Annotated in this window: 17 protein-coding genes; 16 read left to right on the forward strand and 1 reads right to left on the reverse strand. The window is 35.3% G+C overall.

Features of this window, described 5'->3' with window-relative positions:
• Positions 1-87: 87 nt before the first annotated feature.
• Both BHF68_RS01545 and BHF68_RS01550 read left to right on the forward strand, forming a co-directional pair.
• On the forward strand, positions 88-1,146 hold the full coding sequence (locus BHF68_RS01545) for an asparaginase (protein WP_069641881.1): 1,059 nt from the start codon (positions 88-90) through the stop codon (positions 1,144-1,146).
• Positions 1,147-1,165: 19 nt separating this feature from the next.
• Positions 1,166-1,417: a hypothetical protein gene (locus BHF68_RS01550; protein WP_069641882.1), complete on the forward strand. Its 252-nt coding sequence runs from the start codon at positions 1,166-1,168 to the stop codon at positions 1,415-1,417.
• On the opposite strand, the gene BHF68_RS01555 is transcribed toward BHF68_RS01550, so the two are convergent.
• Complete coding sequence (locus BHF68_RS01555; RefSeq protein WP_084019123.1) at positions 1,400-2,041, reverse strand: phosphoribosyltransferase; 642 nt, start codon at positions 2,039-2,041, stop codon at positions 1,400-1,402. The two genes, BHF68_RS01550 and BHF68_RS01555, sit on opposite strands and share 18 nt — an antisense overlap.
• A gap of 183 nt (positions 2,042-2,224) precedes the next feature.
• On the opposite strand from BHF68_RS01555, the gene BHF68_RS01560 reads away from it, so the two are divergent.
• The 14 genes from BHF68_RS01560 to BHF68_RS01625 all read left to right on the forward strand — a co-directional run bounded on the left by BHF68_RS01560 (position 2,225) and on the right by BHF68_RS01625 (position 16,492).
• Entirely contained in the window at positions 2,225-4,246 is a 2,022-nt protein-coding gene (locus tag BHF68_RS01560) for a methyl-accepting chemotaxis protein (protein ID WP_069641883.1), read from the forward strand.
• A gap of 135 nt (positions 4,247-4,381) precedes the next feature.
• Positions 4,382-5,461 carry an HD-GYP domain-containing protein gene (locus tag BHF68_RS01565; protein WP_069641884.1) on the forward strand — a complete coding sequence of 360 codons (1,080 nt, stop codon included), beginning with the start codon at positions 4,382-4,384 and terminating at the stop codon, positions 5,459-5,461.
• A gap of 82 nt (positions 5,462-5,543) precedes the next feature.
• Positions 5,544-5,843, forward strand: coding sequence for an Hpt domain-containing protein (locus BHF68_RS01570; protein ID WP_069641885.1), 300 nt, complete (start codon positions 5,544-5,546; stop codon positions 5,841-5,843).
• Between the two features lie 79 nt (positions 5,844-5,922).
• Positions 5,923-6,993: an HD-GYP domain-containing protein gene (locus BHF68_RS01575; protein ID WP_069641886.1), complete on the forward strand. Its 1,071-nt coding sequence runs from the start codon at positions 5,923-5,925 to the stop codon at positions 6,991-6,993.
• A gap of 53 nt (positions 6,994-7,046) precedes the next feature.
• A complete protein-coding gene (locus tag BHF68_RS01580) occupies positions 7,047-7,448 on the forward strand; it encodes a bacteriohemerythrin (protein WP_069641887.1) in 402 nt (133 codons plus the stop codon).
• 30 nt (positions 7,449-7,478) lie between these two features.
• A complete protein-coding gene (locus BHF68_RS01585; protein WP_069641888.1) occupies positions 7,479-7,841 on the forward strand; it encodes a response regulator in 363 nt (120 codons plus the stop codon).
• A 17-nt stretch (positions 7,842-7,858) separates the two neighbouring features.
• Positions 7,859-8,506: a chemotaxis protein CheC gene (locus BHF68_RS01590; RefSeq protein WP_069641889.1), complete on the forward strand. Its 648-nt coding sequence runs from the start codon at positions 7,859-7,861 to the stop codon at positions 8,504-8,506.
• Positions 8,493-8,978, forward strand: a complete 486-nt coding sequence (locus BHF68_RS01595; protein WP_069641890.1) for a chemotaxis protein CheD — start codon at positions 8,493-8,495, stop codon at positions 8,976-8,978. Before BHF68_RS01590 ends, BHF68_RS01595 begins: the two co-directional genes overlap by 14 nt.
• Positions 8,979-8,994: 16 nt before the next feature.
• Entirely contained in the window at positions 8,995-9,300 is a 306-nt protein-coding gene (locus tag BHF68_RS01600) for an STAS domain-containing protein (RefSeq protein WP_069641891.1), read from the forward strand.
• A gap of 140 nt (positions 9,301-9,440) precedes the next feature.
• Positions 9,441-11,462: a putative bifunctional diguanylate cyclase/phosphodiesterase gene (locus BHF68_RS01605; RefSeq protein ID WP_069641892.1), complete on the forward strand. Its 2,022-nt coding sequence runs from the start codon at positions 9,441-9,443 to the stop codon at positions 11,460-11,462.
• Between the two features lie 31 nt (positions 11,463-11,493).
• Positions 11,494-13,167, forward strand: a complete 1,674-nt coding sequence (locus BHF68_RS01610) for a putative bifunctional diguanylate cyclase/phosphodiesterase (protein ID WP_069641893.1) — start codon at positions 11,494-11,496, stop codon at positions 13,165-13,167.
• A gap of 107 nt (positions 13,168-13,274) precedes the next feature.
• Positions 13,275-14,156 carry a protease HtpX gene (gene htpX / locus BHF68_RS01615; RefSeq protein WP_069641894.1) on the forward strand — a complete coding sequence of 294 codons (882 nt, stop codon included), beginning with the start codon at positions 13,275-13,277 and terminating at the stop codon, positions 14,154-14,156.
• 151 nt (positions 14,157-14,307) lie between these two features.
• Positions 14,308-15,474: a GspE/PulE family protein gene (locus tag BHF68_RS01620; protein ID WP_069641895.1), complete on the forward strand. Its 1,167-nt coding sequence runs from the start codon at positions 14,308-14,310 to the stop codon at positions 15,472-15,474.
• Positions 15,437-16,492, forward strand: coding sequence for a type II secretion system F family protein (locus BHF68_RS01625; RefSeq protein ID WP_069641896.1), 1,056 nt, complete (start codon positions 15,437-15,439; stop codon positions 16,490-16,492). Before BHF68_RS01620 ends, BHF68_RS01625 begins: the two co-directional genes overlap by 38 nt.
• The last annotated feature ends 2 nt before the right edge of the window (positions 16,493-16,494 follow it).

Raw genomic sequence — 16,494 nt, forward strand, 5'->3', positions numbered from 1 at the left:
ATGGCGAGATTATGAAAGAGATGACAAAAATTTATGCCAAATTAATGTTTGTTTAGGGTACACTATTGATTGAATGGAGTGGATGTTATGAAGCAGATATTACTAATGATAACTGGCGGTACGATCGGTAGTGCTGTAAAGGGTGAAGGGATTGATGTTGCCCCCAATGCTACAAATATTTTGCTTGATTTATTTAATGAGCACTATGATAGGTCTGAAGTGGAGTTTACAATCCGTCAGCCATTACAAATATTAAGTGAAAATATAGTGCCCGCAGATTGGCAGCTATTAATTGATGCACTTAACGTTGAGCTTGCTAAAAATGATAACTACGATGGCGTTATAATTACCCATGGAACAGATACCTTACCTTATACAGCTGCTGCCATGAGCTATTTGTTTGCTGATACGAAAATACCCATTGTTTTGATTGCAAGTAACCAACCTATTAAAAATGAACAAACTGATGGTTTTGTTAACTTTGTATCGGCAGTAGATTTAATCGCAAATAATCCAATTCCTAAGGTGGTTTGTATTTTTCAAAATAGAGATAAGCAAGTAAATGTCTATTTAGGTACGCGTATGATGCAATCATTGGCATTCATACATGATTACGATATTTTTCCTGAGCTTAATCTTGGCATTATGTCACAGGGTAGATTAGAAATACAGAAATCTAAACATACAAATGAGACTATTTTTAAAAATTCTAACAATAATAATTTTAAAAATTTCAATAACCGTTTTTCAGACGAAATATTGTACATAAAGCCATATCCTGGTCTGCGTTATGATTACTTAAAGTCAATTATTACAGATGAAAGAGCCCAAAAACCAAAGGCTATATTACATGACTTATATCATTCGGGCACTGCCGCAACAATGGGAGAGTACTCTGTAGTAGATTTTATTAATAGCGCAATAAAGCAGGGAATTGATTGCTATGTTACATCTATAGAAAAAAAGCCTTTAGATTACGCAACAACCAATGATATACTTAGCACAGGTGTTGTCCCAATCTACAATATGCTGACAGAAGCGGCTCTGCCGAAATTGATGCTAGCTTATGGGAATCAATTCAATAAGACACAAATTGAATTCTTCTTAAATGAACAAACAGTAGCAGCAGAACACCTCAAATTATAGTATATCGAGGATACTTTTTATGAGAGACTTAAAGAACAATCAAGTAAGGATACGTTATCTACAGTTAGGTAAATACAGAGTGACATTGGTTGGTGTTATTGATAGCTGGAGTGGTTCCGAAATAGATTTCTATGATAATCAAAAGCGTTATCATAAGCTCTCTCTAGCGAACGTTTTGCGTATTGAACCAATTCATATTAAAACAGATGCAAAAGCTTGGAACGAAAAAGAGGACTATACTGAACAGTCCTCTTTAGACGATTATCTTTAATAGCTCCGATACTTCTTCATCGCTTACCTGATTAAATTCATCATAGAATTGTCCAACGGCTTGAAAATGTATAACTTGAAGTGGACATACAACAGCATCGATCAATTCAGTCAGTGTATCTACAGTTTCTGGTGGCGCTACTGGTACAGCTATAATTAGTTTTTTTGGATTTTGATGTTGTACAGATTGAATTGCAGCATGCATTGTATAACCGGTGGCTATTCCATCATCAACTAATATTACAACTCTACCTTCAAGCTTAATAGGTGCACGTCCTTGACGATATGTGTTAAGGCGTCTTTTTATTTCCTGAACTTGTTTGAGCGTAGCTTGTTCAATATAAGAATCTGGAACAGCAAGTCGTTCTATTAATGATTGATTCAAAATCGCGTGCCCTTCTTCGGTTACTGACCCGATTGCTACCTCTTCATTATATGGAGCTCCAATTTTACGTGGGATAATGATGTCAAAGTCCGTATTTAACTGTTTAACAATTGGAGCTGCAATAGGAATTCCACCTCTAGGAAGAGCTAAAATTACAGGGTGGTCGTTTTTGAAAATCATCAATTCATGTGCAAGAATTTGTCCAGCTTCAAGTCTGTTTTTGTAAATAGTTAAGCCCATATAGCTCACTCCTTATAAAATCTTGTTATTATTTTGTACAATTTGGTTATTAATATATCGTTGTTTTACAGTTGATTTTATGATAAATTTTCATTAAATGCTAATTATTTTGTACTATATACTATAGATTAAAACTTTATAATCGTAGTAAGTTTATACTAATTTTAACAAGGGGGATCACAATTGAAAAAGCTTACAGGTTTACCTTTGAACGTAAAGCTCCAGATTTTAGTAGTTATTGCTATTTTAGTTTCAATGTCTTTATTACAAGCAACATCTGTATACCGAAGTACGAATTTTACGTCGGAAATAGCTATTGAAACGATTAGTGATAAGATAAGTGCCTTTGATTTTTTTGTACTAAAAGAGCTTGAATATCTTGAACAAGAGATATTTACGCAACGGCAAGACGACAATTTATTTGAAGCTATTCAATCTGGACAAACAGCACTTATAACTAGAGAAGCTAATCAATTATTTGCTGATTTACAGCGCGAGTTAGGAGCTACAAGCTTAGTAATTCGCAACATGAATTTAAACGCAATATATAATAACCAAATATACGAGAATAATCAAAGGGATACTGCTAGTATACAAGCAGTAAATCGGGTTTTGCTAGATGATAAAGAGCAAGCAACCACATTTAATATGACTAACCTAGGGTTAGAAATGGTAACTGCTGGTATTGTCAAATCAGCAACTGGTCAGGAAATTGCTATTATAGAAATTGGACGATTAATGTATGATGATTACTTGACTGATTTAAGGGATGGCCTAGGTGTTAACTACTCAGTTTTCTCTGAAGCTGAGCTAATTGTATCATCTATCAATGGTCAAGGTACTAATGTTGTTGGCCAAAGAATTACTGATAATCAAATCATTAACACAGTTTTAAGACAAGGAAATGAATGGTCAGGTCGTATTTCAGGTTTTACTGATTATGATATTTTCGCTAGCTTTACTCCCGTCAAGAATATAGAGGGAACTATTATAGGTATGGTTATGGCTAGTTCAAGTGCAGTACCTTATGATGAAAACAATAGAGCCGATATTTGGTTTGGAATACTATTTCAGATTGCTATACAAGTAGTATTTTTCTTAGTAATGTACCCAATTATTAAGTATAAGATCTCTCCAATTTCTGATATGACTAAAGTGATTACGGCTGCTGCTGATAGTGACTATCGGGCGGAAGTGGCTGCAAGTCACAAAAATCACCCAGAGGAAATCGGTGAAATGGCTAATGCAATTCAGCAAATGCAGAATAATACGAAGAAAATGATTAAAGAAATTATTAATAGCTCAGAGACGGTAGCTAATTCTTCTGATGATTTACTTCAGCTTTCGGAAAACACATTAGCATCACTGAAGGAAGTAGAGGGCTTTATTCACGAAATACAAAGAATGTCGGAAACACAAACTAATATTGCTAATGAGACCGCTACATCTATGGATGAAATGGCCCATGGGGTAAACCAAGTTGCAGAAACAGCTTCTAGTATTACAGAGGATTCTACTGCCATGAGGAAAGAGGCCGACAATGGAAAAATTGCCGTATCGGGTGCAGTTAAGAAGATGAACGATATACAATCAAGTGCGAAGCAGATAGCAGATGCAACCAATCAATTAGTGGCGGGATTAGATAAGATTAATGTTTTTGTCAATACGATTAATGATATATCTGAGCAGACTAATCTTTTAGCACTCAACGCAAGTATCGAAGCGGCAAGGGCAGGGGAACATGGTCGAGGTTTTGCAGTTGTTGCTGATGAGGTTAGAAAGCTTGCAGAGGAATCGGCCGAGTCAACTAAAGAGATAAACACTATTGTAACGGATATTAAAAAGGTAACTGGTGTAACAGTCGAATCATTGGCCAATAACCAGAAAGAGACTGAAGAAGGAATAGAGTCAATTCAGAATGTGGATAAAGCCTTTATCAATATTTTACAGGCCATTAACGAAGTAGCAGGGAAGATTGAAAGTATGTCTGCTATTGCCGAAGAAATGTCTGCTGGCACTGAAGAAGTAAGCGCATCAGTGAGCGAGCTATCAACTATATCACGTGATGCAAATGCAAGTACATCGCAAATTTCTGATAAAATTCAAGAACAGGTTACCGCAATTGAAGAGGTTACGAAATCTTCAGAGAAGCTATCACAGCTAGCCCATGAGTTAGAGAACGAAGTAACTAAATTTAAAATATAGATAAATAATAAACCATAATAAGCCTCCGCAAACACTGCGGAGGCTTACTCAATAATGTGTTGTTTTGTATAGTGTTGGCGTGATAATATAAATATATCAAATGTTGCGTGTTTATATAGCTAGGAGGTAGTACGTTTGCGTCTTATTGCCCTGCAAAATTTAGAAGCACATAAAGAACATACATTAGCTAAGAACATTTTAGCTGAAAACGGTCAAATCCTATTACGTGCAGGAACTAAATTAACAGCTAAATTAATATTGCGGTTACAAATTCGCCGAATTCCATATGTGTACATAGATGATCCGTTAACAGAAGGAATAAACCCTATAGACGTAGTGTCTGAAGAGACTAGAAGAAAAGCACTGGAAAAGACATCTACTATAATTAACAACCTAATGAAAAAGAAAAGAGATAAAATTATTGGTAGGGATGAATTCAATATTAAGAAGGAAGTTGAAGCAATTATTACAGATGTACAGAGGCATCCTGGTAGTATGTATAACATGGTTAATATGCAAAGTATGGATGATTACCTTTTTCACCATTCTGTCAATGTAGGTATTATTTCAGTGATTCTTGGTGTCGGATTGAAATATTCCAAGGATAAGTTAATTGAATTGGGTATTGGTGCTACCTTACACGATGTAGGTAAAACATTAATACCAATAGAGATACTTAATAAGCCAGGTATTTTAAATGAGCTAGAGTATGATTTAATGAAAGAGCACTCAATGCTAGGTTTTGAGATTCTAAAAGAACAACCTGGGATACCGTTGATTTCTGCCCACGTTGCATTGCAACACCACGAGCGTTGGAATGGTTCAGGCTATCCTAGGGGATTAGCTAAGCTTGAACAACACGAATATGCTAGAATTACTGCTATAGCAGATGTGTATGATGCCCTTACGTCGACGAGGTCGTACAGAAAAGCTTATTTGCCACACGAAGCAGTAGAATTATTATTTGGAGCTGGCAATCATCATTTTGATTATGAACTCGTAAAAATGTTTCGTGACAAAATAGCCATCTACCCAATAGGGATGTCAGTGTTATTAAACGATGGTAGAATTGCTGTTGTATCTGAGGAGAATAAAATCAGTCCTCAGCGGCCAAAGGTAAGGGTAATCATGAACAATGATAAGACCCCAGTTACAGAAAGCTATGAAATAGATTTGTATACGGACCCAAAGGTTATGATTAGCGAAGTTATTTAAAATCCAATATAAACAAGCTTTAATAGATTTGGCAGAAAGATATGCATAGTAGATAAATACGCTTAGCAGATAAGGAGCTCACATGGAAAGAATAATAGTTACAGTTGACGCTGATTTAGAGGACCTAATTCCTGGATTTCTGGAAAATAGGTATAGAGATATAAGAGCCTTAAAGGAAAAGCTAGAGTATAATGATTATCAAAGCATAGCAATTACTGGCCATAGTATGAAGGGTTTTGGTGCTGGGTACGGTTTCGACGAAATATCTAAAATAGGTGCTGAATTGGAGCAGGCTGCAAAGCAAGGACAGTCATTGGAAGTAGCAAAGAAAATTACAGAGTTCGAAGACTATATGGGAAAAATTGAAATTAGATTCGAATAATTGTAAAAATACTAGCAGTTTCGAAAACCTATGCTATAATTCTATATAAGGATTATTGGCAACGTAGGGGGATTTTACGATGATAGAAAAAGACCTGTCTTATATGTTGGTAAATGATATTCTAGCAAAAGATTTAGAGAATCCTCAGACAGGGTTGCTATTATTAAGCAAGGGTCATCGCTTAAGGGCTACTGACATCACATTACTCATTAAGAATAATGTATCTTCTGTAATAGTAGAAACCGACGATAAGAAAATAGCTGATAGCATTATTCATCAAATTCATTCACTGTGGTCGAATGTAAATAAAGAATTTAATGATGGATATATTGAAAATATTAACGGTGTTAAACAGCTATTTGCTAATATTGTTGAAGGTAATGAAGCAAAGCTTGAAGAAGTATTTGATAATTACCTTGTATTACTGGAAGGTGCGTTAGCACGTGGCTACCTGTTGCATGTGTTACATAAAATTCGCGGTTATGACGATTATACTTACCGTCATAGTTTAAATGTCAGTTTGATATCTGGTATAATTGGGAAACTAATGGGATTATCCTTGGAGGATATCACCAATCTGAGTCAAGCTGGATTGCTACATGATATTGGCAAAGTTAAGATAAATGAGCAAATCATCGGGAAAAAAGGACCTTTAACTGATGATGAATATAATAAAGTGCAATTTCACACAACCTTCGGATATGAGGTACTACAGGACTTAGGGAATATATCAATGAAGATACAAACTGCAGCACTTGCTCACCACGAACGATTGAATGGCTCTGGATATCCCTTAGGTCTGAAGGGTGATGAGATTCCATTATATGCACAAATTATTGCAGTCGCAGACACCTATGATGCAATCTGCTCAGATAGGGTTTACAAAAAGAAAGAGTCTCCCTTTGTCGCGATTGATGAGCTAACTAAAGGTATGTACGAGGGTAAATATAGTGTGGAAATAGTAACTAAGTTTACTTATTTCTTAATAAGTGGATATGTAGGTTATGAAGTAATACTTAATAATAAAATACGAGCTAAAATTTTACTAGTCCATAATGAAGAGCCGTTACGACCATTATTGCAAATTGATAAAGAATACATTGATTTACGTAAACGAAGGGATTTGGCGATAAAAGAAATTATATTATAAATATAGTCTATTAAATATTGTACAGTTAAACGTGTAGGAAAGTGGGTGAATAAATGAAGGTTGAATGGAATAAAAGTCTTGAAACTGGTATCGGCATAATAGATGATCAGCACAAAAAACTAATTGAACGTATTGATGCGTTCGTACAGGCGGTTAATAATGATGACATAGAAGTAATAGAAGATACAGTAGACTATCTGATAGGCTACACAATTCAACACTTCGGTGCTGAAGAGCTGATTATGATACGAAATGGCTATGCAGGATTTAAAGAGCATAGAGATAAACACTCAAGTTTCATTAATATGGTCTACGAAGCTAAAAAATCCTTGTTGAATAAGGAACTAACAAAAGAGCAAATCCATCATATGCGCGACGAATTGTTGAGTTGGACAGTTGAGCATATAATGACATACGACAAAATTATGACAGAAAAAATTAACAAAAAAATATAAATAAAGTTTTATTTTTAGGAGGAGTTTAACGTGTCGGCAAAGGTGCTAATAGTAGATGATGCAGCTTTTATGAGAATGATGATTAAAGATATACTTTCAAAGAATGGGTTCAATGTAGTAGGTGAAGCTGCTAATGGGGAAGAAGCTGTGGCTAGATATAAAGAGTTAGAGCCTGATATTGTAACCATGGATATAACAATGCCAGAGAAGGATGGAATTGCGGCGCTGAAGGATATAAAAAAAATGAATCCTGCGGCTAAGGTAATAATGTGTTCTGCAATGGGTCAACAAGCTATGGTAATCGATGCTATACAAGCAGGTGCTAAGGACTTTATCGTTAAGCCATTCCAAGCAGATAGAGTAATAGAGGCGATTACAAAAGCTCTAGGGTAGTCTTGAGGAGGAAAAATATGAGTGACCCAATAAAAAACATTACAGATTTTCAGCTTGATGTATTAAAGGAAATTAGTAATATAGGGGCTGGTAATGCTGCAACAGCACTGTCAAAGCTATTAAGTCGTCCTACTCATATGAATGTGTCCCAGGTACTACCATTACACTTTAATGACATACTTGAGTATGTTGGTGGTGCTGAGAATGTTGTAGCAACAGTGCTTCTAAGGATTGAAGGGGATATTTCAGGGACGATGTTTTTTGTTATTAATACTGAAGTTGCTAGAGATTTAATTAAGGATATGCTAGGAACAGTAGAAGGCGAAGAAATATCAGAAATGGGTTTTTCTGTCCTTCAAGAAATAGGTAATATTCTTTCGGGCTCTTATTTAACGGCATTATCTGATTTCACTGGATTAGACTTGCAGCCAAGTATTCCTTCATTGGCAGTCGATATGGCGGGAGCTCTTCTGGGTGAAGGATTAATGGAATTGGGTAGAAGTGGCGATTATGCAATACTTATCGACGCAGAGATTGGAATTATAAATACAGTAGAACAGGCAATTATTCAAAATGGTGGAGGGCATTTTTTCTTATTACCAGATCCAGAATCTTTTGAGAAGTTGTTTGTTGCGTTAGGAGTGCAGAACCATGGAAGTAGTTAAAGTATGGATGGCAGACTCAAATATTGCTAAATATCCAAACTCCATACGTACCACTGGTTTAGGGTCATGCGTAGGAGTTACATTATATGATCCCACTACAAAAGTTGCGGGTATGGCACATGTTATGCTACCTTCATCAACATTAGCAAAAAACAGTGACTTCAAAAATGCAAAATATGCAGATACCGCGTTGCCTGAGCTACTTGAAATGGTGATTAAAGCAGGTGCTAACAAAGCTAGGTTAGTAGCAAAGCTAGCGGGTGGGTCACAGATGTTTAGTTTTTCTGGTAGTAGTGAAACCATGAGAATTGGACCGAGAAATGTAGAGGCCTGTAAAGAAGCATTGAAGAAATTAGGTATTAGAGTGATTGCTGAAGATACTGGCGGGAATTTTGGTCGTACAGTTGAACTGTATACAGATGATGGAAGGTACCAGATTAGGACGGCAACTAAGCAAGAAAAAGTAATATAAATAGGAGGGTAATACCATGGAAATTAGGAAAAGCGGTTCAGAAGCTTGTCTAGAGCCAACAGGACGTATTGATATGAGTAATTCTCATATTTTGAAGGAGAAATTACTGGAGCTCTATAACGAAGGTTTTACTGTAATTACTGTTGACTTTTCTCAGGTTAATGGTATTGATAGCTCTGGATTAGGGAAGTTGCTATTATTCCAAAAGAAATTAAAGGAAAAAGACGGCGAATTAATAGTAAAACATGTGAAAAGTGAGTACATAAGAAAGATGTTTGAAATGATACATTTAGATAAGGTTATTAGAATTATAAATGAGTAAATATTTAATCCTTCAATTAATTTTGGAGGATTGTTTTATATCCATTCTTTATATGAAAATAGTAAAAATGTATCTTGTACGTCAAATATAACTCTAGTAACCTAAAATGAAGTGCTTAATAATTTAAGGAGAAGATGGAAGTGAACAGAAAATACCTACTAATGATTCTAACAGCATATATTCTGTCTTTGCCAATTATTTCTTTAGCGCTAAAGGAATACACTATTGTTTTAATGATTGCTTTGTATGGTCTTATATACATAGGATATTACTACTGGCGTTTTTTGGGAGCAGTTGTAACTGCATCCTTGAGCTCTGGAATAGTTGTCATTGATTATTTCATGTTTGGTTTAAACGAGCTATTCGTATACATAGTGGTTGGAACTAGCATGTTAATTAACATTATCTTTGGGATTAAAGTATTGGTTAATGATGTATTTATTGACAACGAAGACAAGCTTAGTGAAACAATTGATGAACTAAAAGATGCTAAAAAGCAGTTTCGACTCTTAACACAAGCAACACAGGATGCTATATTAATTATTAATGAGCGTGGTAAAATAACTTATTGCAATGAATCGGCCCTTAATTTATTTGGCTACGAAAAGGATGAACTTATAAACAAATCATGGTACATCCTTGTAAACCAACATAAATATTATGATGCATTACTAGAAGGGTTAAATCGCTTTGTAGAGACTAGCGAAAGCTCTGGGACAATTAAAGTCTTAGAAATATTAGCTGCAGACAAGTGGGGACAAGAAATACCAGTAGAAGTATCAGTTTCTACAGTTTTAATTAAGGACCAATGGCATGCTGTAGCAGTAATCAGGAACATTTCAGAGCGTAAAAAAGCGGAGGAAAATATACATAGTTTAGCATTTTTTGATCAGCTTACAGGCTTAGGAAATCGCCAGTTATTTAACCAAGAAGTAGATACGATGATTGAAGAGTGTAAAGGGAAATACTGTGAATTTGCTATCATATTATTAGATATTAACCAATTTAAAACTATTAATGACTCACTAGGGCATAAATTCGGAGATTCGTTTTTAATAGAAGTAGCTAATAGAATAAAATCAAAATTCAGTTCTGGATGTTTTGTCTACCGTTTAGGTGGAGATGAATTTGCTCTTATTATACCTAAAAGGGATGAGCAGATAGATTTTGAAAAATGTGCAGCAATGGTAATAGAGGAGTTTGATAGGCCTTATGATGTTAATGGAATTACTATTTTTTCATCAGTAAGTATTGGGATAGCAATTTTCCCTGCGGATGGAGAAGATGTTGGGTCGTTATTTAGAAATGCTGACACGGCAATTCATTATGCTAAGGATTATGGACATAGTAAGTACAAATTCTATTCCGCAAATATGCATGAAGACGCACTGCAAAAACTAGCACTCCATAACGATTTACAATTAGCGCTACAGAGAGAGGAGTTCTCTCTTTACTACCAACCACAGATACATTTGAGTACAAATAAAATTTTAGCACTTGAGGCACTGATACGTTGGAATCATCCTGAGAAGGGTCTAATCTCGCCGCTGGAATTTATTCCTGTTGCTGAGGAGGCAGGTACTATTATTGAAATTGGCAATTGGGTTCTAAGAGATGTCTGTAAGCAAATTATTACGTGGCAAAGACAAGGTATTCAACCACTGCCTGTGGCAATTAATATTTCCATGAAAGAGTTTCAAAACCCACAATTTATTGAAGTTGTTAAGGATATAATTAAAGAGTATGATGTAGACCCAGGGTTTTTAGAGTTTGAGATTACTGAGAGCATTGCTATGTTTGATGTCGAATATGTAATCGGTATACTTAATGAACTTAATGATATAGGCATCCAAATTTCGATAGACGATTTTGGTGTTGGATTTTCTTCACTAAATATTTTAAAACAACTTCCAATTGCTAAGCTTAAACTTGATAGAACATTCATCCGTGATATCAGTATCGATGAGGATGATATAGCTATTGTTGAAACTATGGTTTCATTAGCAGAAAAGCTTGGCTTAGCTTTAGTTGCTGAAGGTGTGGAGACTGATGAGCAAAGAGGTTTGTTAGAGCAGAGAGGCTGCCAGCTTATCCAAGGCTATTTAATTAGCCCACCTGTTCCTGTAGCGGCAGCAGAGAAATTTATGAGTAAAGTGAGTTAAATAACACTTTGAAGCACAAATGAGGTGGATTATGGAGAAGGAAAAAATGGAAGAATTTCGCGAAACAATTTTTTTATTACCAACATCAATTTTCAAAGCAAGAATTGATCGTAGAGGCAGAATTTACAAAGTCTTTAATGAAGGGGCACTTGCCCGCGAATTCAATTTAGCAACAGAAGATATACAGGGTAAGTTTGTTGAAGAACTATACACTAATGAAATGGCTGACACCATGATTCCTGCTCTAAAACGAGCTTTTGCTGGCGAAGTGGTTGAGTTTTTATCAGAAATTCAAGGTCGCGTCTTTAATAATTTAATTAAACCAAATCCTAAACCAAACAAAAAATTAGATGAAGTAATAGGCTATGTTACAGAAATAACAGAACATAAGATTACGGAAAAAACACTATTACATTACATTAATCACGACCAGCTTACAGGGCTACCTAATAGAATCCTATTTCATGATAGACTTAACCAAGCTATCGTTCATGCGGAGCCTAATTTTCGTAAGTTTGCTCTACTTGTGTTTGATTTAGATAGATTTAAGTTAATTAATGATAGCCTTGGCCATGCAATTGGTGATTTATTATTAAAAGCAGTTGCTAAAAGAATAAAGGCTGGAGTATCTAGTGTTAATACTGTAGCAAGGGTAAGCGGAGATGGCTTTGCTATCATTGTAGAAGATATTAAGCATGAACACACAGCTAAGAAGCTAGCAGAAAATATTATTCGTTCCCTATCAAAACCTTTTTTCATAGAAGGTCACGAATTATATGTCAGCTCAAGTGTTGGAATTAGTATTTATCCTAATGATGGTATAGATTTAGATATGCTGATAAAAAATGCTGATATAGCATTACATCAAGCTAAAGATAAAGGACGAAATACATATCAGAAGTATCGCTATGAAATGAATTCTAAGCATGCAAAGCGTATAAAGATAGAATGCGATTTAAGGAAAGCAATTGAGTTTCAAGAGTTTGAGGTTTATTACCAGCCACAAACTGATGCAGATACGGGAAAAGTAGTCTGTATGGAAGCTTTAGTAAGATGGAATCATCCTGAGTTAGGCGTGGTACTACCTTCAGAATTTATCCCAGTTGCTGAAGAAACAGGACTTATTATCAATATTGGTGAGTGGGTATTACGTGAAGCGTGTAGACAAACAAAAGAATGGCAGGAAGCTGGCTACAATCACATAAAAATCTCTGTGAACCTATCTGCTCGACAGTTTCAACAGGAGAATTTAGTAGAAACAGTCTCTAGTATACTTAGGGAGTGTGGGCTTGATGCAAACTATTTAGTCTTAGAAATTACAGAGACTGTAAGTATGCAGAACATTGATTTTGTAGTACGTACATTAAAGGAGTTAAATGAATTAGGAATCCAGGTGTCGATAGACGATTTTGGTACAGGCTATTCATCGTTATTGTATCTAAAGAGCTTCCCAATTCAGTCGCTTAAAATAGACAGATCGTTTATCAGAGATATCATAGATGATACAGATGACGCTGCTATTGCTTCGGCGATTATTGCTATGGCACATAACTTAAAGCTGAAGGTAGTTGCTGAAGGGGTAGAAACTGAAGAACAATTAAAGTATTTAAAAGAAAATCATTGTGATAATTTCCAAGGGTACCTATTTAGTAAGCCGGTACCTGCAGAAGAGTTCGAAAAAAAGTTTATGTCTAAACGTTCATAAAATTGTTAAAAATGAATTAACAAATATTATGGTTTATATTATAAAATATATCTTAATGCGATATAAATTATATAGTATATTAATAAGACTGGAGGCTGAATAAGTAAATGAAACGTATAGGATTATTTTTATTAGTAAATATGCTAGTGCTACTTACAATAGTAATTGTTACTCAATTATTAGGAGTAGGACGTTATATTGATAGCGAGCTTGGTATTCAATATGAAGCACTATTAGTTTTTAGTGCAGTAGTCGGCTTCTCTGGTGCATTTATATCGTTAGCGTTATCACGCTGGATGGCTAAGAAAATGATGAATGTACAAGTTCTAGATCCAAGCGCGAATTTAGGACCAAGAGAGCGTAAAATAGTTGATCAGGTACATGAATTATCAAGAAGTGCAGGAATTACAGTAATGCCAGAGGTTGGTATATACAACTCCCCTGAGGTAAATGCTTTTGCAACGGGGCCGAGTAAGAACCGTTCCCTAGTGGCAGTTTCAACTGGTTTATTACAACGCATGGATGATGACGCTGTTGAGGGTGTTTTAGCTCACGAAGTAGCACATATTGCTAATGGTGATATGGTTACAATGACACTGGTACAAGGTGTAATCAATACATTCGTAGTATTTTTTGCAAGAATTGCTGCCTTTGCCGTTTCAAGAATGGTTAAGCCAGAATTAGCTGGGATTGTGCACTTTGCGGCAATCATCTTCTTCCAAATTATCTTTGGTATTCTTGGTAGTATTGGAGTTATGGCATTCTCAAGATACCGAGAGTTCCGTGCAGATATAGGTGGTGCGGATTTAGCTGGTAAAGACAAGATGATTCGTGCATTACAGCAAATTAAACAAAACGTAAACATGGTAGACAATGAAGAAAAAGCTTTCCAAAGCTTAAAAATTAACGGTGGCAGAAGCAAACTAGCTGCATTGTTCTCTTCGCACCCTGATTTAGATGAAAGAATTAGTCGTTTACAAGCAAAATAAGTAAAGATAATATTGAATAAACTAAGGATAGCTCTGCCACAGGCAGAGCTATTTTTAGATTCTAGAATATATAATAGAAAAAAATCTGTAGGATTGTATATTTCAGGAGGAATTTAACTAATTTTGTCGAAAAGACAAATATAGACTAAAGATGGAAAGTAATAGACTGAGATGGGAAGGGGAGCTCAATATAAACAAATTACTAAATATAATAAAAACTAAAAAAAGTAAAGATGTACCAAGTGTAGAGGAAGATTTTATTATTGACACTGTTATACGAGATGCCTGTTTATTTAAAGCAAGCGATATTCATTTAGAGCCAGGAAAAAACTATTATCGTATAAGAGTTCGAATTGACGGAAAACTACATGAGCGTGTATCGGGGCTAATGATACATTATCAAAACATGGTCAATCGTATTAAATATCTAGCTAATATGAATATTGCAGAGAAACGGGCTCCTCAGGATGGTGCATTACGTTGGAGTAGTCCAGAGGTTGACATTCGTATCTCTACAATGCCAATGGCTTATGGCGAAAAATGTGTAATCAGGATTTTAAAGAGTCAGGATTTATCTAATGACTTTAACAGCTTAGGAATTCCTCAGAATGTTTTAACCCACTTTTTACAAGCACTTCGAAAAGATAATGGCTTAATCCTTGTTGCGGGTCCGACTGGATCAGGAAAGTCTACGACATTATATACAGCACTTCATCATTTGAACAACCCTCAACATAATATAATTACAATAGAAGATCCAATAGAATATATGATACAAGGTATAAATCAAATGCAAATACATCAAGAACGTAGCGTTACATTTTCCTCTGCATTGCGCTCAATCTTACGTCAAGATCCAGATATAATAATGATTGGGGAAATTCGTGACCACGAAACAGCGGACATAGCAATTAGAGCTTCCCTTACAGGACACAAGATATTATCGACGTTACATACTAATAACGCAGTAAGTGCCTTATACCGCTTGTTGGATATGGATATCCAACCATATCTAGCTGTCCAAGGAATATCAGCAGTAGTAGCTCAACGTTTAGTAAGAAAGGTTTGTACAAACTGTACAGGGTCTGGATGTGATATATGCCTATTTACAGGATACTGTGGGAGAACTGGAGTATTTGAAATCATAACCATGGATGAAGCGATTTCTCAACATATAATGAAACGGGGAACAGCTAGCGAACTCACTAAAATGTTAAAAGAACGTGGCTGGTTATCTATGCTTGATAATGCGCAAATACTACTATCGAAGGGAGTTATAGATGAACAAGAGTATCAAGAATTATCTTACTCAATATAGACATAATCACACACAACTATCCGAAATTGCTTCCCAATTAGGAGAGTTATTAGATTCAGGTGTTGACATACGGCTAGCGTTTTACACTTTAAGCAAGCATGCTCGGCTTAATAAAGCATTTAAAGATATGAAATGGAAGCAATACCTAGAGGAAGGTAAAGACTTATCATTTGTTTTTAGAGAATATCAATTTCCTTTTTTGTTTGTAAGCACAATAAAAGCTGGTGAAGACAGTGGGAGAATCGTTCAGAGCTTATACTTACTTGCAGACCATTACGAAAAGCTTGGTGAGCTAAAAAATAAGATTAGTCAAGCATTAATGTACCCTTTAATGATTTTAATTACTGTATTATTTAGCTTTTATTTTATGTTGTACTTTGTGCTACCAAACTTCAAACAATTATACCATGGACTAGGACTTACAGTGCCCAGTAGTACAAGCTATCTATTTACTATTCAAGCCTGGCTGGTAGATAACAATAATAATTTATTATATGTAATCCTAGGGATGGCAATTGTAATTTTATTAGCAGTTGCTATAAAACCAATACGATTTTATCTAATGTGGTTAGCCTTATATATACCGATGATTGGAAGTTTGTTTCGTTATATGAATACCCATGTGTTGGTTATGCAGCTTTCTATGTTAATAAAAGGTGGCATATCTGTAAATGAGGCATTCTCTAGTATAGAAAATCTCTACAGAGGTCCGATAGCGAAGGAAGTTAATAATCTAAAACAGCAAGTTGTAGCAGGGAATCAAATTAGCGTCACGTTAAGTAAAATGAAATGCTTTGATCAAAACTTAGTTGGCTTCGTAGAGCTTGGTGAAGCAACAGGAAATTTAGATTCAAGCTTTACGGGGGCAGAGATTTTCTATAATATGCGCATGAAAAATCTAATTCAAATTTTATTAAAAAGCATAGAGCCAGCAATCATTTTAGTATTAGGTATTGCGGTTGCATTGATTATTGTAACAATGCTACTACCCTTATTTGATTTATTAGAAAATATTTAAAA

Origin of the sequence: Desulfuribacillus alkaliarsenatis (genome assembly GCF_001730225.1) — a bacterium.
Lineage (GTDB): Bacteria > Bacillota > Bacilli > Desulfuribacillales > Desulfuribacillaceae > Desulfuribacillus > Desulfuribacillus alkaliarsenatis.